Annotated in this window: 18 protein-coding genes; 14 read left to right on the top strand and 4 right to left on the bottom strand. The window is 75.7% G+C overall.

Features of this window, described 5'->3' with window-relative positions; translation table 11 throughout:
* Window positions 1-5 precede the first annotated feature (5 nt).
* The 9 genes from LGQ04_RS03400 (at window position 6) to LGQ04_RS03440 (ending at window position 10363) form a co-directional block, all read left to right on the top strand.
* Complete coding sequence (locus LGQ04_RS03400) at window positions 6-2066, top strand: bifunctional copper resistance protein CopD/cytochrome c oxidase assembly protein (RefSeq protein WP_229242193.1); 2061 nt, start codon at window positions 6-8, stop codon at window positions 2064-2066.
* Window positions 2067-2181: 115 nt separating this feature from the next.
* Complete coding sequence (locus tag LGQ04_RS17300; RefSeq protein WP_267493965.1) at window positions 2182-2928, top strand: hypothetical protein; 747 nt, start codon at window positions 2182-2184, stop codon at window positions 2926-2928.
* A gap of 96 nt (window positions 2929-3024) precedes the next feature.
* Window positions 3025-4521 carry a PepSY-associated TM helix domain-containing protein gene (locus LGQ04_RS03410; RefSeq protein ID WP_229242195.1) on the top strand — a complete coding sequence of 499 codons (1497 nt, stop codon included), beginning with the start codon at window positions 3025-3027 and terminating at the stop codon, window positions 4519-4521.
* Window positions 4518-5147, top strand: coding sequence for a copper chaperone PCu(A)C (locus tag LGQ04_RS03415; RefSeq protein WP_229242198.1), 630 nt, complete (start codon window positions 4518-4520; stop codon window positions 5145-5147). Before LGQ04_RS03410 ends, LGQ04_RS03415 begins: the two co-directional genes overlap by 4 nt.
* Complete coding sequence (locus tag LGQ04_RS03420) at window positions 5144-6385, top strand: Dyp-type peroxidase (RefSeq protein ID WP_229242200.1); 1242 nt, start codon at window positions 5144-5146, stop codon at window positions 6383-6385. The genes LGQ04_RS03415 and LGQ04_RS03420 overlap by 4 nt, the downstream gene beginning before the upstream one ends.
* Before the next feature lie 169 nt (window positions 6386-6554).
* A complete protein-coding gene (locus LGQ04_RS03425; RefSeq protein WP_229242202.1) occupies window positions 6555-7136 on the top strand; it encodes a hypothetical protein in 582 nt (193 codons plus the stop codon).
* 107 nt (window positions 7137-7243) lie between these two features.
* Complete coding sequence (locus LGQ04_RS03430) at window positions 7244-8005, top strand: YcnI family copper-binding membrane protein (protein ID WP_229242204.1); 762 nt, start codon at window positions 7244-7246, stop codon at window positions 8003-8005.
* A gap of 7 nt (window positions 8006-8012) precedes the next feature.
* A complete protein-coding gene (locus LGQ04_RS03435; RefSeq protein ID WP_229242206.1) occupies window positions 8013-9752 on the top strand; it encodes a copper resistance CopC/CopD family protein in 1740 nt (579 codons plus the stop codon).
* A complete protein-coding gene (locus LGQ04_RS03440) occupies window positions 9749-10363 on the top strand; it encodes a DUF1775 domain-containing protein (protein ID WP_229242207.1) in 615 nt (204 codons plus the stop codon). Before LGQ04_RS03435 ends, LGQ04_RS03440 begins: the two co-directional genes overlap by 4 nt.
* 230 nt (window positions 10364-10593) lie before the next feature.
* On the opposite strand, the gene LGQ04_RS03445 is transcribed toward LGQ04_RS03440, so the two are convergent.
* Window positions 10594-11772, bottom strand: coding sequence for a CobW family GTP-binding protein (locus LGQ04_RS03445; protein ID WP_229242209.1), 1179 nt, complete (start codon window positions 11770-11772; stop codon window positions 10594-10596).
* 120 nt (window positions 11773-11892) lie between these two features.
* Between LGQ04_RS03445 and rpmB the strand changes: the two genes are divergently transcribed.
* The 5 genes from rpmB to ykgO are packed head-to-tail and all read left to right on the top strand — an operon-like array spanning window position 11893 to window position 13078.
* Window positions 11893-12129, top strand: coding sequence for a 50S ribosomal protein L28 (gene rpmB / locus LGQ04_RS03450; RefSeq protein WP_229242210.1), 237 nt, complete (start codon window positions 11893-11895; stop codon window positions 12127-12129).
* On the top strand, window positions 12129-12296 hold the full coding sequence (gene rpmG, locus LGQ04_RS03455) for a 50S ribosomal protein L33 (RefSeq protein WP_229242212.1): 168 nt from the start codon (window positions 12129-12131) through the stop codon (window positions 12294-12296). Before rpmB ends, rpmG begins: the two co-directional genes overlap by 1 nt.
* Window positions 12296-12601: a 30S ribosomal protein S14 gene (gene rpsN, locus LGQ04_RS03460; RefSeq protein ID WP_229242213.1), complete on the top strand. Its 306-nt coding sequence runs from the start codon at window positions 12296-12298 to the stop codon at window positions 12599-12601. The genes rpmG and rpsN overlap by 1 nt, the downstream gene beginning before the upstream one ends.
* A gap of 58 nt (window positions 12602-12659) precedes the next feature.
* On the top strand, window positions 12660-12959 hold the full coding sequence (locus LGQ04_RS03465; RefSeq protein WP_229242215.1) for a type B 50S ribosomal protein L31: 300 nt from the start codon (window positions 12660-12662) through the stop codon (window positions 12957-12959).
* Window positions 12956-13078 carry a type B 50S ribosomal protein L36 gene (gene ykgO / locus LGQ04_RS03470; RefSeq protein ID WP_229242216.1) on the top strand — a complete coding sequence of 41 codons (123 nt, stop codon included), beginning with the start codon at window positions 12956-12958 and terminating at the stop codon, window positions 13076-13078. Before LGQ04_RS03465 ends, ykgO begins: the two co-directional genes overlap by 4 nt.
* 129 nt (window positions 13079-13207) lie before the next feature.
* On the opposite strand, the gene LGQ04_RS03475 is transcribed toward ykgO, so the two are convergent.
* The 3 genes from LGQ04_RS03475 to LGQ04_RS03485 form a co-directional block, all read right to left on the bottom strand.
* On the bottom strand, window positions 13208-13996 hold the full coding sequence (locus LGQ04_RS03475; RefSeq protein WP_229242218.1) for an ABC transporter ATP-binding protein: 789 nt from the start codon (window positions 13994-13996) through the stop codon (window positions 13208-13210).
* Between the two features lies 1 nt (window position 13997).
* Window positions 13998-15053, bottom strand: coding sequence for an ABC transporter substrate-binding protein (locus LGQ04_RS03480; RefSeq protein WP_267493966.1), 1056 nt, complete (start codon window positions 15051-15053; stop codon window positions 13998-14000).
* 63 nt (window positions 15054-15116) lie between these two features.
* Window positions 15117-16184 (bottom strand): FecCD family ABC transporter permease, encoded by a 1068-nt coding sequence (locus LGQ04_RS03485; protein ID WP_229242220.1) that lies wholly within the window; start codon window positions 16182-16184, stop codon window positions 15117-15119.
* Between the last annotated feature and the right edge of the window lie 37 nt (window positions 16185-16221).

Consider the following 16221-nt stretch of genomic DNA (forward strand, 5'->3'; position numbering starts at 1 on the left):
ACACCATGCCTTCGTCACACCCTTCCGGCGACCCCACGGTCGCCCGTCCTGACGTGCCGCACGTCGCGGGCCTGCGCCTGCCCGCGGTGCGCCCTGCCGAGCTCGTGCTCCTGTGGTGCCTGCCGCTCGCCGTCGTCGTGGCGCTCGCCGGGCTCGCTCTCACCGGCGAGCTCGCGCCCCGCCTGCTCCTGGACCCGGGCGCCGTCGTGCGCTACGGGCTGCCCGTCGCGCGCGTCGTGCACGACGGCGCCGCCGCCCTGACGATCGGGCTGCTCGTCCTCGCCGCGGGCGTCCTGCCCGGCCAGGACCGGGTTCTGGGCGCGGTGTCGTACGCCCAGTGGACGGCGACGCGCTGGGCGGCCCGCGCGGCCGCCGTCTGGCTCGCTGCCGCGGTCGCCGTCATCGTGCTCACCACCGGCAACAGCGTCGGCATGGGTCCGGGCGACCCGGGCTTCTGGGAGCAGGTGCGCTACTACGCGACCGGCATCGAGCTCGGCCAGTACCTCAGCGTGTCCGCGCTGCTCGTCGCGGCCACCCTCGCGGCGTCGACCGGTGCGCGGCGCGTCGGGCGGGTCGGCGTCGCGGCGGTGCTGTCGCTCGCCGCGCTGCTGCCCGTCGCGCTCTCCGGGCACGCCGCGGGCTCGGACGAGCACCTCAACGCCGTGAACAGCCTGCTCGTCCACCTCGTCGCCGTGACGGTGTGGGTCGGCGGGCTCGTCGGCCTCGTCCTCCTGCGCGGGCGCGTGCGGGACGCGCTGCCCGACGTCGTGGGCCGCTACTCCGTCGTCGCGGCGTGGTGCTTCGCGGGCGCGGCGTTCTCGGGCGTCGTCAACGCGTCGCTGCGGCTCGGGTCGCCCGTCGACCTGGTCACGACGTCGTACGGGCTGCTGCTCACGGGCAAGGTCGTCGCCCTGGTCCTGCTCGGCGTCGCGGGCTGGGCCCAGCGGCAGCGCGTGATCCCCAGGCTCGGCGGGCCCGACGGCGGTCGCGCCTTCGTGCGCCTGGCCGTCGGGGAGGTCGTGGTCATGGCGGCGACCTTCGGGGCGTCCGTCGCGCTCTCGCGCTCGTCCCCGCCGGTGCCGCAGGACCCGGTGGCGTACGACGTGCGCCACGCGCTCCTCGGGTTCCCGTACCCGGAGCCGGTGTCCCTGGCCCGGATGGTCACGTCGGTCCAGCCCGACTGGCTGTTCCTCGGCATCGCGACGACCCTCGCGGGCCTGTACGTCGCGGGGGTCGTGAGGCTGCGCCGCCGCGGGGACCGGTGGCCCGTGGGCCGCACCGTGATGTGGCTGCTCGGGTGCGTCGCGCTCGCGTGGGCGACCAGCGGCGGTCCGGGCGTCTACGGGGCGGTGCACTTCTCGACGCACATGGTCCAGCACATGACGCTCATGATGGTCGTGCCGCTGCCCCTCGCCCTCGGGGCACCCGTCAGCCTCGCGCTGCGCGCCCTGCCCGCGCGCCGGGACCGGTCCCGCGGTCCGCGCGAGTGGATCCTCGTCGTCGTGCACTCGCGGTACTCGCGGTTCCTCACCCGCCCGCCCGTGGCGGGGCTGATCTTCGCGGGCAGCCTCGTCGCGTTCTACTACACGGGCTGGTTCCAGTACGCCCTGTTCGAGCACCCGGGGCACCTGCTCATGCAGGTCCACTTCCTGCTCAGCGGCTACCTGTTCTTCTGGGTCGTCCTCGGGGTGGACCCCGGCCCGGCCCGGGCGGCCTACCCGATCCGGCTCCTCGTCCTGCTCGTGACCATGGCGTTCCACGCGTTCTTCGGCGTCGCAGTCATGGCCGACCAGCAGGTCCTCGCCGCGGACTGGTGGACGGCGATGCAGTACACGGACACCGAGGCGCTCCTGGAGGACCAGGCCGTCGGCGGGTCGGTGGCGTGGGGCGCCGGCGAGCTCCCGGTCGTGATCGCCGCGATCGTCGTCGCCGTCCAGTGGACGCGCGACGACGAGCGGGCCGGACGGCGCCGGGACCGGCAGGCGGACCGGGACGGTGAGGCGGAGCTCGCGGCCTACAACGCACGCCTCGCCGAGCTCGCCCGGCGCGACGCCAGCGCCCGATGAGGCCCGACGACCACCACCGACCGTTGACGCCCGCCCCGGGCCCCCGCTACTTTCTGCCCGATACGGGGGGAAGGCGCGCCAGCGCACCGGGCCCCGCCGACGAAGGGCCGTGCCGATGACGACGACGAGGAACGCCGCCGTGCGCGCCCGCGCGTCCGCGGTCCTCCCCGACGGGGTCGCCCGCGGCGCGCGCGCCACCGTGCTCGCGTCCACGACCCTCGCCGTCGCCGCCGCCGCGCACTCCGCCGCGGGCGGGCACGTGCCCACCGGGGCGGGCGCGCTCCTCCTCGGGATCCTCACCGTCGTGCTGTGCGCGCTCATGGCGCGCACCCGGGCGCGCGTGCGCGTCCTCGTGCCGTTCCTCGGCGCGCTCCAGGTGCTCCTGCACCACGGGTTCGTCCTCGTCGCGACGCCCCCCTCTCTCCCGGGGGCCTCGTCCGGCACCGCGACCGGCACGGCGACCGGCACGGCGACCGGCACGGCGACCGGCCCCGCGGTGTCCGGCGCCCACGGGACCGGCCACGCCGCCGTCCCGGACCTGTCCGGCCTCGCGGCGACGGGTGCCGACCAGGCGGCGCACGCCGTGCACGCCGCCGCGGCGACGCCCGGCATGCTCGCGCTGCACGCCGTCGCCGTCGTGGTCACCGCAGTCCTCCTCGGCGCCGCCGAGCGCGCCGCGCGGCTCGCCGTCGCGCTGTGGACGTGGCTCCTGCCCCTCCTGCGCGGACGCGCCCTGCCCGTCCCGGGCGGGTCGCGCACCCCCGTCCCCGACGCCGACGCCGTCGGGTGGCCCCTGCACCGCGCCGGGCGCTCCGTCGCCCCGCGCCGCGGCCCGCCCGCGCCGCGCCTCGCCCCCGCCTGACCGCGCCGGTGCTCCCGAGGGGAGGCCGGCGGTCGGACGACCCCTGCCCCCTCCCGTGCGCGGCCGTGCGTCGCGCTGCCCCGAAGGACCCCACCGATGACCTCAGCGACCCCTCGTGTCGACGACGACACGGCCACCCGGCCGCCCACCGCGGCCGACACGCTCCCCACGCCCGCGGGCGACGGACCGCCCCCGCCACGACCCACCACCTGGGGGGCGCTGCGTCCCCTGCTCCACCGGCTCCACTTCTACGCCGGGATCCTCGTCGGGCCGTTCCTGCTCGTCGCGGCCCTGACCGGCCTGATGTACACCGCGATGCCGACCGTCGACTCGCTCCTGCACCGGCAGGAGCTGCGCGTCGACGAGGTCGGCACCCGCACGTTCGCGCTCGACGAGCAGCTCGCCGCGGCACGTGCCGCGCACCCCGAGGGGACCGTCTCCCAGGTGCGCCCCGCGGCGACCGCCGACGCGACGACGTGGGTCGTCCTCGCCGTCGACGACGTCCCCGAGGGCTTCAACCGCACCGTGTTCGTCGACCCGTACACGCTGGAGGTGCGCGGCGCGGAGACGATGTCCGGCGACGCGTTCGGGACGCGCGCGTGGGTGAGCGAGCTGCACTCCAGCCTGCACCTCGGTGAGGCCGGCCGCCTCTACTCCGAGCTCGCGGCGTCCTGGCTGTGGGTCGTCGTGCTCGGCGGTCTCGCGATGTGGGTCGCGCGCGTGGCCCGGACGCGCTCGGCCCGTCGGCTCGTGGTGCCCGAGGTCCGCGCGAAGAGCGCCCGCAAGCGTGTCCTGTCGTGGCACGGTGCCGTCGGGACGGTCGTCGCGGCCGGTCTCCTCGGCATCGCCGTCACGGGTCTGACGTGGTCGGAGCACGCGGGCGCGAACATCGGGGAGATGCGGACCGCCCTGTCCTGGACGACGCCGCAGGTCGACGCCACGCTGCCCGACGCGCAGGCGCCGGAGAGCGACGGCGGCGGCCACGGACACCACCACGGTCCCTCCGCGGGACCGTCGTCCGACGACGTGCTGACCGCGGGCGTCGGGATCAACGGCGTGCTCGCCGTGGCGCGCGCCGAGGGGCTCGTCGATCCCCTCCAGGTCACGCCGCCCGCGGAGGACTGGCAGGCCTGGACCGTGAAGGAGACGACGTCCTCGTGGCCGGTGGAGTCCGACACGATCGCCGTGGACGGGTCGACCGGCGCGGTGGTGGACCGTCTCGACTTCGCCGACTACCCGCTCGGCGCGAAGCTCACGAAGTGGGGCATCGCCGCGCACATGGGCCTGCTGTTCGGGATCTGGAACCAGATCGCCCTCGCGGCCGTCGCTCTCGGTCTCGTCGCCCTGGTCGTGCTCGGCTACCGCATGTGGTGGCAGCGCCGCCCGACCCGCTCCGTGGGTCGCGGCCCGGGCCCGGTCGTCGGGCGTGGCGCGCTGCGCCGTGCCCCGCTCTGGCTCTCGATCACCGTCCTGGCGCTCGCTGCCGCCGTCGGCTGGTTCCTGCCCCTGTTCGGCATCCCGTTGGCGGCGTTCCTGCTCGTCGACCTCCTGCTCGCGGCGCGAGCGCGTCGCACGAGCCGGGTCCGCGCATGACCCGGCCGCGTCCCACCCCCACGACACCCCTCACGACCCTGGAGAACACCGTGCACACCACCCGAACCCGCCTGCTCGCCGGCCTCGGCGCCCTCGTCCTCGGCGGCACGCTCGCCGCGTGCTCGTCGGGCGCCGAGGGAGCCTCCGGCGACGCCCCGGCCGCCGCGGAGGCCGACGCGCTGAGCATCACCGACCCGTGGGTCAAGGCCGCCGACGAGGGGATGACCGCGGCCTTCGGCACGCTGACGAACGACTCCGACGCCGACGTGCGCGTCGTCTCCGCGACGAGCACCGCGACCTCGTCGATGGAGCTGCACGAGATGGCGACGGGGGACGACGGCGAGATGGTGATGCAGCAGAAGGCCGGCGGCTTCGTCGTCGCGGCGGGGGAGTCGCACGAGCTCTCGCCCGGTGGCGACCACCTCATGTTCATGGACGTCACGGAGCCGATCCAGCCGGGCGACGAGGTGACGGTCACCCTGACGGCGGAGGACGGGTCGACCTACGCGTTCACGGCGCCCGCCCGGACCTTCTCGGGGGCGAACGAGGAGTACCACGGCGAGGGGGCCATGGAGGAGGGCGACACGGACATGGGCGGCGAGCACGAGGAGAGCGCGGACTCGTGAGCGATCCGGACAAGGCCGCTCGGGCCCGGCGCGGCGCGTCGCGCCGGGCGTTCCTCCAGGGTGGCGCCGCCGCGCTCGGCGGTGCCGCCCTGGCGGTGGGCGGGCGGGCCGTCGCGGACGCGGCGACGCCCGCGCCGCCCCCGACCCCCGCGCCCGACGCGACCGGCGCCGCGACGGTGGCGTTCCGCGGGGCCCGCCAGCCCGGCGTCGACACGGTCCCGCAGTCGTTCGCCGCGTTCGTCGCGCTCGACCTCGTGGACGGGGTGGACCGGGACGCCCTGGTGCGGCTCATGCGGATCTGGACGGACGACGTCGAACGCCTCATGGCGGGCCGACCCGGCCTCGCGGACACGGAGCCCGAGCTGGCGGCCGTCCCCGCGCGACTGACGGTGACGCTGGGGTACGGGCCGGCGGTCTTCACGGCGGCGGGGCTGGAGGACCGGCGGCCGTCGTGGCTGCGCCCGCTGCCGGCCTTCGGGGTGGACCGCCTGGAGGACCGCTGGAACGACGGTGACGTGCTGCTGCAGGTGTGCGCGGACGACGAGGTGACGGTCGCGCACGCCGTGCGGCTGCTCGTCAAGGACGCCCGGACGTTCACGACGGTGCGCTGGGTGCAGCGGGGCTTCCGCCGCTCGCCGGGTACGGTCGCGCCCGGCACGACGATGCGCAACCTCATGGGGCAGGTCGACGGCACGCGGAACCTCGACCCGGCGATCGACCCGGACCTCGTGTGGCACGTCGACGCGTCGCGGGGGTGGCTCGCGGGCGGCACGTCGATGGTCGTGCGGCGTATCGCGATGAACCTGGAGTCGTGGGACGAGCTCGACCGGTCGGGCCGCGAGGAGGCCGTGGGGCGTCGTCTCGACACCGGCGCGCCGCTGACCGGCACCGCGGAGCACGACGAGCCCGACCTCGAGGCGAAGGGCCCGAACGGGTTCGAGGTCATCGGGTCGTTCGCGCACATCCGCCGCTCGCGGACCGACGACCCGGAGCAGCGCTTCCTGCGGCGGGCGTACAACTACGACGACGCGCCGCCCGTGGGGGCGCTCTCGGACTCGGGACTGGTGTTCGTGACGTTCCAGGCGGACGTGGACCGGCAGTTCGTCCCGATCCAGCGCCGCCTCGACGAGCTGGACCTGCTCAACGAGTGGACGACGCCGGTGGGGTCGGCGGTCTTCGCGGTCCCGCCGGGCGCGCGGGACGGGGAGTACCTGGGCGAGGGGCTGCTCGGTGCGTGAGGCCCGGAACGGTCGGCGAGGGTCTCGCACGACCAGGTTCGCACTTTTGATTGACCATCGTCGAAAGCGCGGCTACCTTCTGACGGAAGCGTGGACGCGGTGCGACGAGGCACCGCCGCCGTCGGGCAGGAGGTACCGGTCGATGCCGACCAGGTCAGGACCTCGAGCCGTGCCCTGCCCGACGCCGGAGCGCGGCGTCGCGGGCATGGGCTCGCCCGGGTCCGGTCTGCTCCGCGCGGTGCGCGCCCTCGTGCTCGCCGCGACCGCCGTCGGCCTGTCGCTCGTCTCCCACGACCTCGCGGGCGGTGCCCACCCGGGCGTCGTCCCGCTCGTCGTCCTCACCGCCCTCGCCGCGGTCGTGGTCCGCCCGCTCGCGCGGCGCGAGATCCGGCTCCCCGTTCTCCTCGCCGTGCTCGGCGTCGGCCAGCTCGCCCTGCACCACGTGTTCGTGGCGTGCGCGACGCTGTCGGTCGCGCCGCGACCCTCGTCCCACCAGCACGACGACGCGCTCTCGACCCTCGCGATGCTCGGCGCGCACGCGGTCGCCACCGTCGCCGTCGCGCTCGTCCTGCGGCACGGCGACGCCGTGCTCTGGCGGCTGTGGACCTGGCTGACCGGCCGGCAGGTCCCGGGGCACCCCCGCCCCCTCGCCGTCCTCGCCGCCGTCCCTGTCCTCGTCACCCTCCCGGTCGACCGCCCCGCCCCTGTGCCCGGGACGGTCGGGGGGCGCGCGCCACCGGCGCTCGCCTGAGCCCGGCGCCCGCCTCGGCGGGCGTCCCCTCTCCGCGCGCCGTCGCGGGCACGCCGTCGTGCCGCTGCACGTACCCCCCTGAACCGCTTTCCGAAAGGCACACCCCCATGCGTACCTCCCTGCGCGCCCTCGGCGCCGCCACCCTCACCACCGGTCTCGTCGTCGCCGGCGCGTCAGTCGCCTCGGCCCACGTCACCGTCAGCCCGAGCGTCTCCACCGCCGACTCCTACACCGTCCTGACGTTCGCGTTCGGGCACGGCTGCGGGGAGTCCGCGACGACCGAGATCGCCATCCAGATGCCGGAGCAGATCATCTCCGTCGCACCGGAGATCCACCCCGGCTGGGACGTCGAAAAGGTCATGGAGGACCTCGAGACGCCCGTCGACAACGGGCACGGCGGCGAGTACACCGAGCGGGTCGCCGAGGTCGTCTACACCGCGAAGACGCCGATCCCCAACGGGTACCGCGACGCGTTCGACCTCTCCCTCAAGCTGCCCGACGCCGCGGGCGAGACCCTGAGCTTCCCGACCGTCCAGACCTGCGAGGAGGGGGAGACCGCCTGGGTGGAGATCCCCGCGGACGGCCAGACCAGCGACGACCTCGAGTCGCCCGCCCCGGCGTTCGAGGTCACCGCGGCCGCCGCGACCGAGGACGCCGCCGCGGAGGACACGGCGACGGAGGACACCGCCGCCGAGGCGGAGACCGAGGAGGTCGCCGCCGAGGACACGGCAGAGGACGCGTCGGACGACGCCGCGGCCTCCGACGACGCGGCGACCCCGGTCGTCTCGTGGGTCGCCCTCGTCCTCGGTGCCGCCGGGCTCCTGCTCGGCGCGCTCGCGTTCGTGCGCTCGCGCCGCGCCCAGGGCTGACACCTCCATGACCGGCACGGCCCGCCTCTCGGTCCTGCACCGGGCGGTGGCGCTGGCGGTCGTCGCCGCGGCCGCGGTCCCCCTCGCGATCCTCGCGGGAGGCCCGGCCGCGGCGCACGCCGTCCTCGTGGGCACGGACCCCGAGGACGGCACCGTGCTCGACGCGCCGCCCGACGACCTCACCATCACGTTCAACGAGCCCGTGCAGGCGGTGGACGGCGGTACCACCGTCCTCGCCGCCGACGGGACGCCCGTCGACGTGGCCGTCTCCTCCGTGGACGCCGCCCTCGTCGTGACCCCGGCGGACGAGCTCGCCGACGGCACGTACGTCGTGAGCTGGCGCGTCATCTCGCTCGACTCGCACCCCGTCGCAGGCGCGTTCACGTTCTCCGTCGGCGCACCCAGCGCGACGAGCGTCGAGGCGCGCGTGGCCGAGCCGTCGGCCGCCCTCGTGGCCGTGCGCGCCGTCGACCAGTCCGCCGTCTACCTCGGCACGTTCCTCGTCGCGGGCCTCGTCGTCTTCGAGCTCCTCGTGCTGCACGCGACACCCGGCGCCATGCCGCGACTGCGGTCGCGCCTGCGGCGCGTGCGGACCGTCGGGCTGGCGGTGGGCGCCGTCGGCCTCGTCCTCAGCGTCCCGCTCACGCCCGCGTGGCAGGCCGGTCGCGGGCTCGACGCCGTGCTCGACCCGGCGACCTGGCGCACCGGCCTCACCTCGGACACCGCGCTGGCGGCCGCGCTCGGCCTGGCCGGGCTCCTGTGCGCGGCCCTGCTCACGCCCCGCGCCGCGCGCGAGACGCGGGCGCTGTGGCCCGCGGGCGTCGCGCTCGGGGGTGCGGCCCTCGCGCTCGGGGCGCTCGCGCTCGTCGGGCACACGCGCACGTTCGGCCCGACGGTCCTCGTCGTCGCGGCCGACGTGCTGCACGTGGTCGCCGGGGCGGTCTGGCTCGGCGGCGTCGTCGGGCTCGCGCTCGTGCTCGCGCGCTCGGCGCAGGTCGACGCCCGCCGCGCGGCGGTCACCGTGACCCGGTTCTCCGCGCTCGGCGCGTGGGTCGTGCTCGCGCTCGCGGTGACGGGCCTGCTGCTGGGCTGGCGGATCCTCGGCACGCTCGACGCGCTCGTGTCGACCGCCTACGGGCAGGCGCTGCTCGTCAAGGTCGGTGTCGCGCTGTGCATCGTCGCCGTCGCGGCGTGGAACCGCTACCGGCTCGTGCCGTCGTTCGCCGCGCGCACGGAGCGCGGCACCGCCGGGACCGGCGGATCCGGAGCGGACGCCCACGCCTCGCACCGTCTCGGCCGGACCGTCGCGGTCGAGGCCGGCCTGCTCGTCGTCGTGCTCGCCGTCACCGGCGTGCTCGTCTCGCGCAGCCCCGTCGACGGGACCGCGGCCGCGGCCCCGTCGGCCGAGGAGACCGCACCCGCCGGCGTCGAGGTCACCGAGCCGCTCGGGGACGGGACCGTGCAGGTCCGGGTCACACCGGGCGTCGTCGGGGTGAACGCTCTGGAGATCGTGCTGCTCGACGCCGACGGCGCGCCGCTCGAGCCGACCGCCGACCCGGTGGTCACGACGACCCTCGCCGAGCCGGCCCTCGGGCCGTTCTCGCACGAGCTCGTGAACACCGGTCCCGGCGCGTACGAGGCGCCGCTCGACCTCCCGCTCGCCGGGTCGTGGACGCTGACCCTCAACGTCCGGACGTCGAAGTACGAGAGCCCCATCGTCGAGATCCCCCTGGAGGTGGCGTCGTGACCCGGCGTGCCACGCTGACCCGTGCCCTCGCCGTGGGCGTGCTCGCCGGGGGAGCGGTGCTCGCCACGGTCGCCCCGGCCGCGGCCCACGTGCTCATCGAGACCGTCGAGCCGCTGGGGGACGGCACCGCGCGCATCACGTTCACGTTCGACCACGGGTGCGACGGCGAGCCCACCGACGCCCTGCGCGTCACGATGCCCGCCGGCGTCGAGGCCCTCGCCGCCGACCAGCCGGACGACTGGACCTCGGAGCTCACCCCGGACGCCGTGGCGTGGGAGGGCGAGCCCGTGCCCGACGGCGACCGCGCGGCCTTCACGGTCGACGTGCGCGCAACCGGGGAGATCGGGCAGGCGTTCGTGTTCGTCGCCGAGCAGGAGTGCCCGTCCGGCGCGTCGTACACGTGGGACGACACCGAGCCGTCGGGGGAGCGGCCCGCGCCGACGTTCGTCGCGACGGCCGCGACGCTGAGCCCCGCGGCGGCGGCGCCCGTGGCGGCCGGTGCCGACCCGACGCCCCTCGCGCCGCTCGTCGCGGGGGTCGTCGGGGCCTCGGTGCTCGCGGGAGCGGGGGGTGCCTGGGCGGTCCGCGCGCGGCGTGCGGGCCAGGGCTGAGGTGTCCCCGGGCGTGCGGGCGCCCGCGCGCCGCGACATGATGTGACGCAGATCACGTCACGGAGATGTCCGGGTCCGGCCGCGCGCCCCTCGTTCGCAGGTGGGGGACGTCGTCGCGACGGGTCACGCGGCGACACCCGGACCGGTGGCGGTCCGCGACGCGAGCTCGGCAGGGGGGAGCTCACGTGGCGGACCGCCACCGGTTCGTCATTCGTGGACGGTTCGGCTGCTCACGCCGCGTCGGACCGGGCGCCGAGCCACGGCGCGAGGACGTCGTCGCGCCCGAGCCAGCGCAGCCCGCCGTCGGACAGCTCCTCGGGGGTGGCCAGCACCTCCCGGAACGCGGCGAGCAGGCGGTCGCGCTCGTCGTCGGCGTCCGGGTCGGTCACGCCGATCATGACGATGCGGGTGTGCGGCTCGACGCGGTGGCCCTCGGCGGACGTCGCGTCGTCCCAGGTGCCGAGCCCGCCGATGCACAGCTGGCCGCCCGCACCGTCCCACGCGCACAGCGAGTCGGGGCGGTTCGCCACGTGGAAGACGCCGCGCGAGCGCAGGCGACCGGTCCCCAGGTCCTCGATGCGGGCGAGCAGCCGCTCGGGGTCGAACGGGCGCCCGGACCGCAGCTCGAGGGTCCAGCTCCGGTCGCCCGGTCGCCGCCGCGTGCCCCCGTGCCGTCCCGCACCCTTCGCGCCGAGCGGGTGCGCGCGCCGCTCCCCGAGGGCGGCGTCGTGGCGGCCGGCGGCCAGGTCCGCGGCGTCGAGGCCGTGCAGGCCGTCGAGGCGTCGGGTCCCCGCCCCGCGCAGGCGGTCCACGAGACCCGATCCCGTCGGGGCGGCGTCGGGCGACCCCGTGGTCACGACGAGGTCGGCGTGCTCGAGCTGCGCCGCCAGCACCTCGCCGACGGCGCGCTCGTCGTCGGGCGTCAGCGCGATGCCGCGCTCGTCGACCAGGTCGTCGCCGAGCAGGTCGTGCTCGACCGTCTCGACGTCGACCGCGGCGAGAACGGTCGCGAGGCGCAGCCGTTCGAGGTCGCCGCCCGGCGCGCTCGCCGCGGACAGCGCGCGCGTCACCGGGAGGGACTCGGCGGCCACGGGGAGCGCGAGCACGACGTGGTCCCAGCGCGCCTCCTCGGCGAGCCGGCGGAGCGTCGGCACGGCGTCCTCGCGGACCGCGCACGACAGGCACGCGTGCTCCAGCGGGACGCGGACGTCCTCGACCACGCCCGTGCCGTCGACGACGACGCGCCGCAGCTCGCCCTCGGACGCGTGGATGTCGTGGCGCAGCACCACGGTTCCCGCGCCGCCGACGGCGAGTCCGAACACCGCCGAGTCGCGCAGGACGGGGTCGGTGGTCGCGAGGACGCTGAGCGGCGTGCGGGGGTCGGGAGCGTGCGGGCGGTCGGTCGTCATGCGGAGGTCTCCAGTTCTCGCTCGCGGGAACATCCGGGCGGTGGGCGCGTTGCACTCTACATCTTGACGGGAATGGTTCTCACTATCTACCGTCGCGGGGTCGTCCAGAAAGGAACCACCATGTCCGCCCACTGCCAGGTGCTCGGCACCTCGCCGGGGTTCGGCCACTCGATCTCGCACTCGCACGTGCGGACCAAGCGGCGCTTCGACCCCAACATCCAGAAGAAGCGCTACTGGGTGCCCTCGCTCGGCCGCACCGTCACGCTGCGCGTGAGCGCCCGCGGCATCAAGACCATCGACCGCACGGGGATCGACGTCGTCGTGGCGCAGATCCTCGCGAGAGGGGAGAAGCTCTGATGGCTGCCCGACAGGACCTGCGTCCCGTGATCAAGCTGCGGTCCACCGCAGGCACCGGGTACACGTACGTGACCCGCAAGAACCGGCGCAACGACCCCGACAGGCTCGTGCTCCGCAAGTTCGACCCCGTCGTGCGCCGGCACGTCGACTTCCGCGAGGAGCGCTGATGGCCAAGAAGTCCACGATCGCCCGCAACGACCAGCGCGCGCTCGTCGTCGCCCGGTTCGCCGAGCGGCGTGCCGAGCTCAAGCGCGTGGTGGCGTCGCCGTCGTCCACGCCCGACGAGAAGGCCGCGGCCGTGCTCGAGCTGCAGCGTCAGCCGCGCGACGCGAGCGCCACCCGCCTGCGCAACCGCGACGTGGCCGACGGCCGCCCCCGCGGCCACCTGAGGAAGTTCGGCATCTCGCGCGTGCGGATGCGCGCGATGGCGCACCGCGGCGAGCTGCCCGGCGTCACGAAGTCCAGCTGGTAGCCGGCGGGCGGCACGCCGCCTCGCACCCGGCACAGCACCAGCACGAAGGAGAAGCACGGTGAAGAAGACCATCCACCCCGAGTACGGGCCCGTCGTCTACCGCGACAAGTCCGCCGACTTCGCGTTCCTCACGCGCTCGACCCTCGCGGGCGACCACCCGCAGGGTCCGGGCGTGCCGCGCGAGACGATCACGTGGACCGACGGGAACACCTACCCCGTCGTCGACGTCGAGATCTCGAGCGCGAGCCACCCGTTCTACACGGGCACGCAGCGCGTCGTCGACACCGCCGGCCGCGTCGAGCGGTTCCGCCAGCGCTACGGCACCCGCGGCGGCGTGCAGGACGGAGGTGCGCGATGAAGGTCCGCGCCTCGCTGCGCTCGCTCAAGGACAAGCCCGGCGCCAAGGTCGTGCGGCGCCGAGGCAAGACGTACGTCATCAACAGGCTCAACCCGCGCTGGAAGGCGCGCCAGGGCTGAGCCGGCGGCCGACCGGCCCGCCAGCGAGCGATGCACCACGGCTCGAGCGATGCACCTCCGGGTGCATCGCTCGAGCCGTTCGTGCATCTGCGGGGACGCCACCGTGGCCTCGCGCCCGTCGCGGGACGCTCAGGGAGCGCGTGCCGGGGCGACCTGCGGCTGGTCCCGCGGCAGGGCGAGCACGAGCTGGTGCACGCCGTCGACGTCCACGGGCGTGACGCGCACCCGGTAGACGGGTTCGAGCACCGCCGGGACGAGCACCTCCTCGGGCGTGCCCGTCGCGACGAGCGTGCCCGCGTCGAGCAGGACGAGGTCGTCGCAGTAGCGCGCCGCGAGGTTGAGGTCGTGCAGCACGACGACGGTCGTGAGGCCGAGGTCGCGCACGAGCGCGAGCACCTCGTGCTGGTAGCGCGCGTCGAGGTGGTTGGTCGGCTCGTCGAGCAGCAGGTAGGGGCTGTGCTGGGCGAGGGCGCGCGCGACGAGGACGCGCTGGCGCTCGCCGCCGGACAGCCCCGCGACGCCGCGGTGCGCGAGGTGGGTGACGCCCGTGCGATCCATCGCCTCGGCCGCGAGCCGGCGGTCCTCGGCGGTGTACGACACCCAGCCGGAGCGGTGCACGCTCCGGCCGAGCAGCACGAGCTCGCCGACGCTCAGGCTGAGCGCGGGCTCCTCCTGCTGCGACACGAGCGCGGTGCGCCGTGCGAGCTCCGCGGTGCGGAGGCGGCGGACGTCGTCGTCGCCGACGACGAGCGTCCCCGTGGAGTCGACGGCGCGGACGAACGCGCGCAGGAGGCTCGACTTGCCGCTCCCGTTGGGGCCGATGAGCCCGAGCACCCGGCCGGGGCGGGCCTCGAGGCCCACCCCGGCGAGGGCGACGGACCGGCCGTAGCGGACCCGCAGGTCCCGGGCCCGGAGCACGTCAGCCCAGGTTCGCCACGGCCTGCTGGAGCCGCTCCAGCCCGGCGACGGACGCCGGCGAGGCGGTGGTCTCGTTCGCGGGGATCCCGACGACGCGACCCGCCTCCACGGCCTGGAGGTCGCTCGCCCCGGGCTCGGCGAGGAACCGGGCCTCGGCCTCCTCGAACGACTCTCCGTGCAGGCCGTACGCGAGGACGATCACCTCGGGGTCGGCGTCGAGCAGCGACTCGAGCGAGATCTCCAGGTACGTCTCGGGCTCGTCGGCGTACACGTTCTCCAGTCCCGCCTCGTCCATGAGCGACTGGATGATGCCCGCGCCCCCGTAGGTGCTCAGGGGCGAGCTGGACGAGAAGTAGTACACGGTGGCCGCCGAGCGCGACGTGTCGGGCCGCTCGGCCGCGACGGCGTCGAGGCGCTCGCGCAGCGCGTCCACCGACGCCGCGGCGGCTGCCTGCGTGTCGAACACGGCGCCGAAGCGCTCGATGTCACCGAGGACGACGTCGAACGTCACGGGCTCGGGGGTCGTGCCGACGTCGTGCCCGCACTCGCCGGACACGGTGAGCGTGGGGATGCCGGCGTCTGCGAGCGCGGCGGGGTCGGCGTTGAAGAACCCGTACCCGACGACGACCTCGGCCCCGGCCCCGATGACCTGCTCGGTCGTCGGGTCGGAGGGGTCGACGACCGTCGCGTCCGTCGGGGGGTTCTCCAGGCCCTCGGGCAGCTCGGCCCCGAACTCGCCGGAGCGTGCCGTGACGCGGTCGGCCGCGCCCGCGGCGTCGAGCAGGGCGACGGCGTCGCTCCCGATGGTGAGGACGGAGCCGGGGGCGGCGTCGAACGTCACCTCCTCGCCGCAGTCCTCGACGGTGACGGGGTAGGTCGTGGCGGCGGCGTCCGTGGTCCCGGACGTCGCGGACGGCTCCGCGTCGTCGGGAGCGCCGGCGTCGCTCGCGCTCGCGCAGCCCGCGAGGGCGAGCGTGCCGACGGCCAGCGAGGCGAGCGCGACGGCCGGGCGGCGTCGGGCGCGTCCGCGCGGGGTGCGGTGCAGGGAGGTGGTCATGAGGGTCCTCTCGGGATCGGTGGATGGGTGGGTGGTTCGGTGGGCCGGTCCGACGGCGGGCCGTCAGGCGGTGGACAGGCGGTGGACGAGGACGACGAGCAGCGGCGTCCCGAGGAGCGCGGTGAGCACGCCGAGGGGGAGCTCGGCGGGGGCGACGACGGACCGCGCGAGCGTGTCGGCCCAGACGAGCACGACGGCGCCGAGCAGCGCCGCGGTCGGGAGCAGCACGCGATGGGCCCCGCCGACGAGCAGGCGGGCGAGGTGCGGGACGACGAGCCCGACGAACCCGATCGCGCCGGACACGGACACGGCCGTGGCGACGAGGAGGGCGACGAGCAGCGCCGCGGCGGCGCGGAACCGCGTGGGGTGCGTGCCGAGCGACCGCGCGGTGTCGTCGCCGAGCGCCATCGCGTCGAGGCGGCGCGACCAGGCCCAGAACACGACGACGGACACGGCGGTGACGATCCAGACCGGGCCGAGGACGTCCCAGCGGCTCTGGCCGAGCGACCCGAGGGTCCAGAACAGGACGGCGCGGACGCCGTCGCGCGAGTCGGCGAAGAACACCATGAGGTTGGTGAGCGCGCCGAGCGCGAGGCCGACGGCGATCCCGGCGAACACGAGGCGGGACGGGACGAGGCGACCGCCGATCCGGGCGACGGCGAAGACGAGCACGATCGCGACGACGGCGCCGAGGAACGCGCTGCCGGCGAGCGCCGTCGCGCCGGTGACGGCGGCGAGCCCGAAGAGGATGTGGGCCGCCGCGCCCGCGGTGGCGCCGGAGGAGATGCCGAGCAGGTAGGGGTCGGCGAGCGGGTTGCGCACGAGGGCCTGGATGACCGCCCCGGCGACGGACAGCGCGGCGCCGACGGCGATGCCGGTGAGGACTCGCGGGGCGCGCAGGAGCCAGACGATGTTGTCCTCGGACGCGCTCCACCAGGGGTCGGTGGCGCCGACGCCGAGGTGGTGGGCGACGACGGCGAGCACGCGCTCGGGCGCGACGGCGACGGAGCCGACGCCGACGCTGAGGACCGCCGTGGCGGCGAGCCCGACGGCGAAGGCGCCGAGCACGAGCGCGGACGCCCCTGGTCCGCGATGTCCGGTGCGCGCAATCCGGGTGACTTCGGTCGTCATGGTTGCGAATGATAACCGTTCTTGGTTAGGGTCCGTG

It is taken from the genome of Cellulosimicrobium marinum (genome assembly GCF_020551945.1).
Classification (GTDB): Bacteria; Actinomycetota; Actinomycetes; order Actinomycetales; family Cellulomonadaceae; genus Cellulosimicrobium; species Cellulosimicrobium marinum.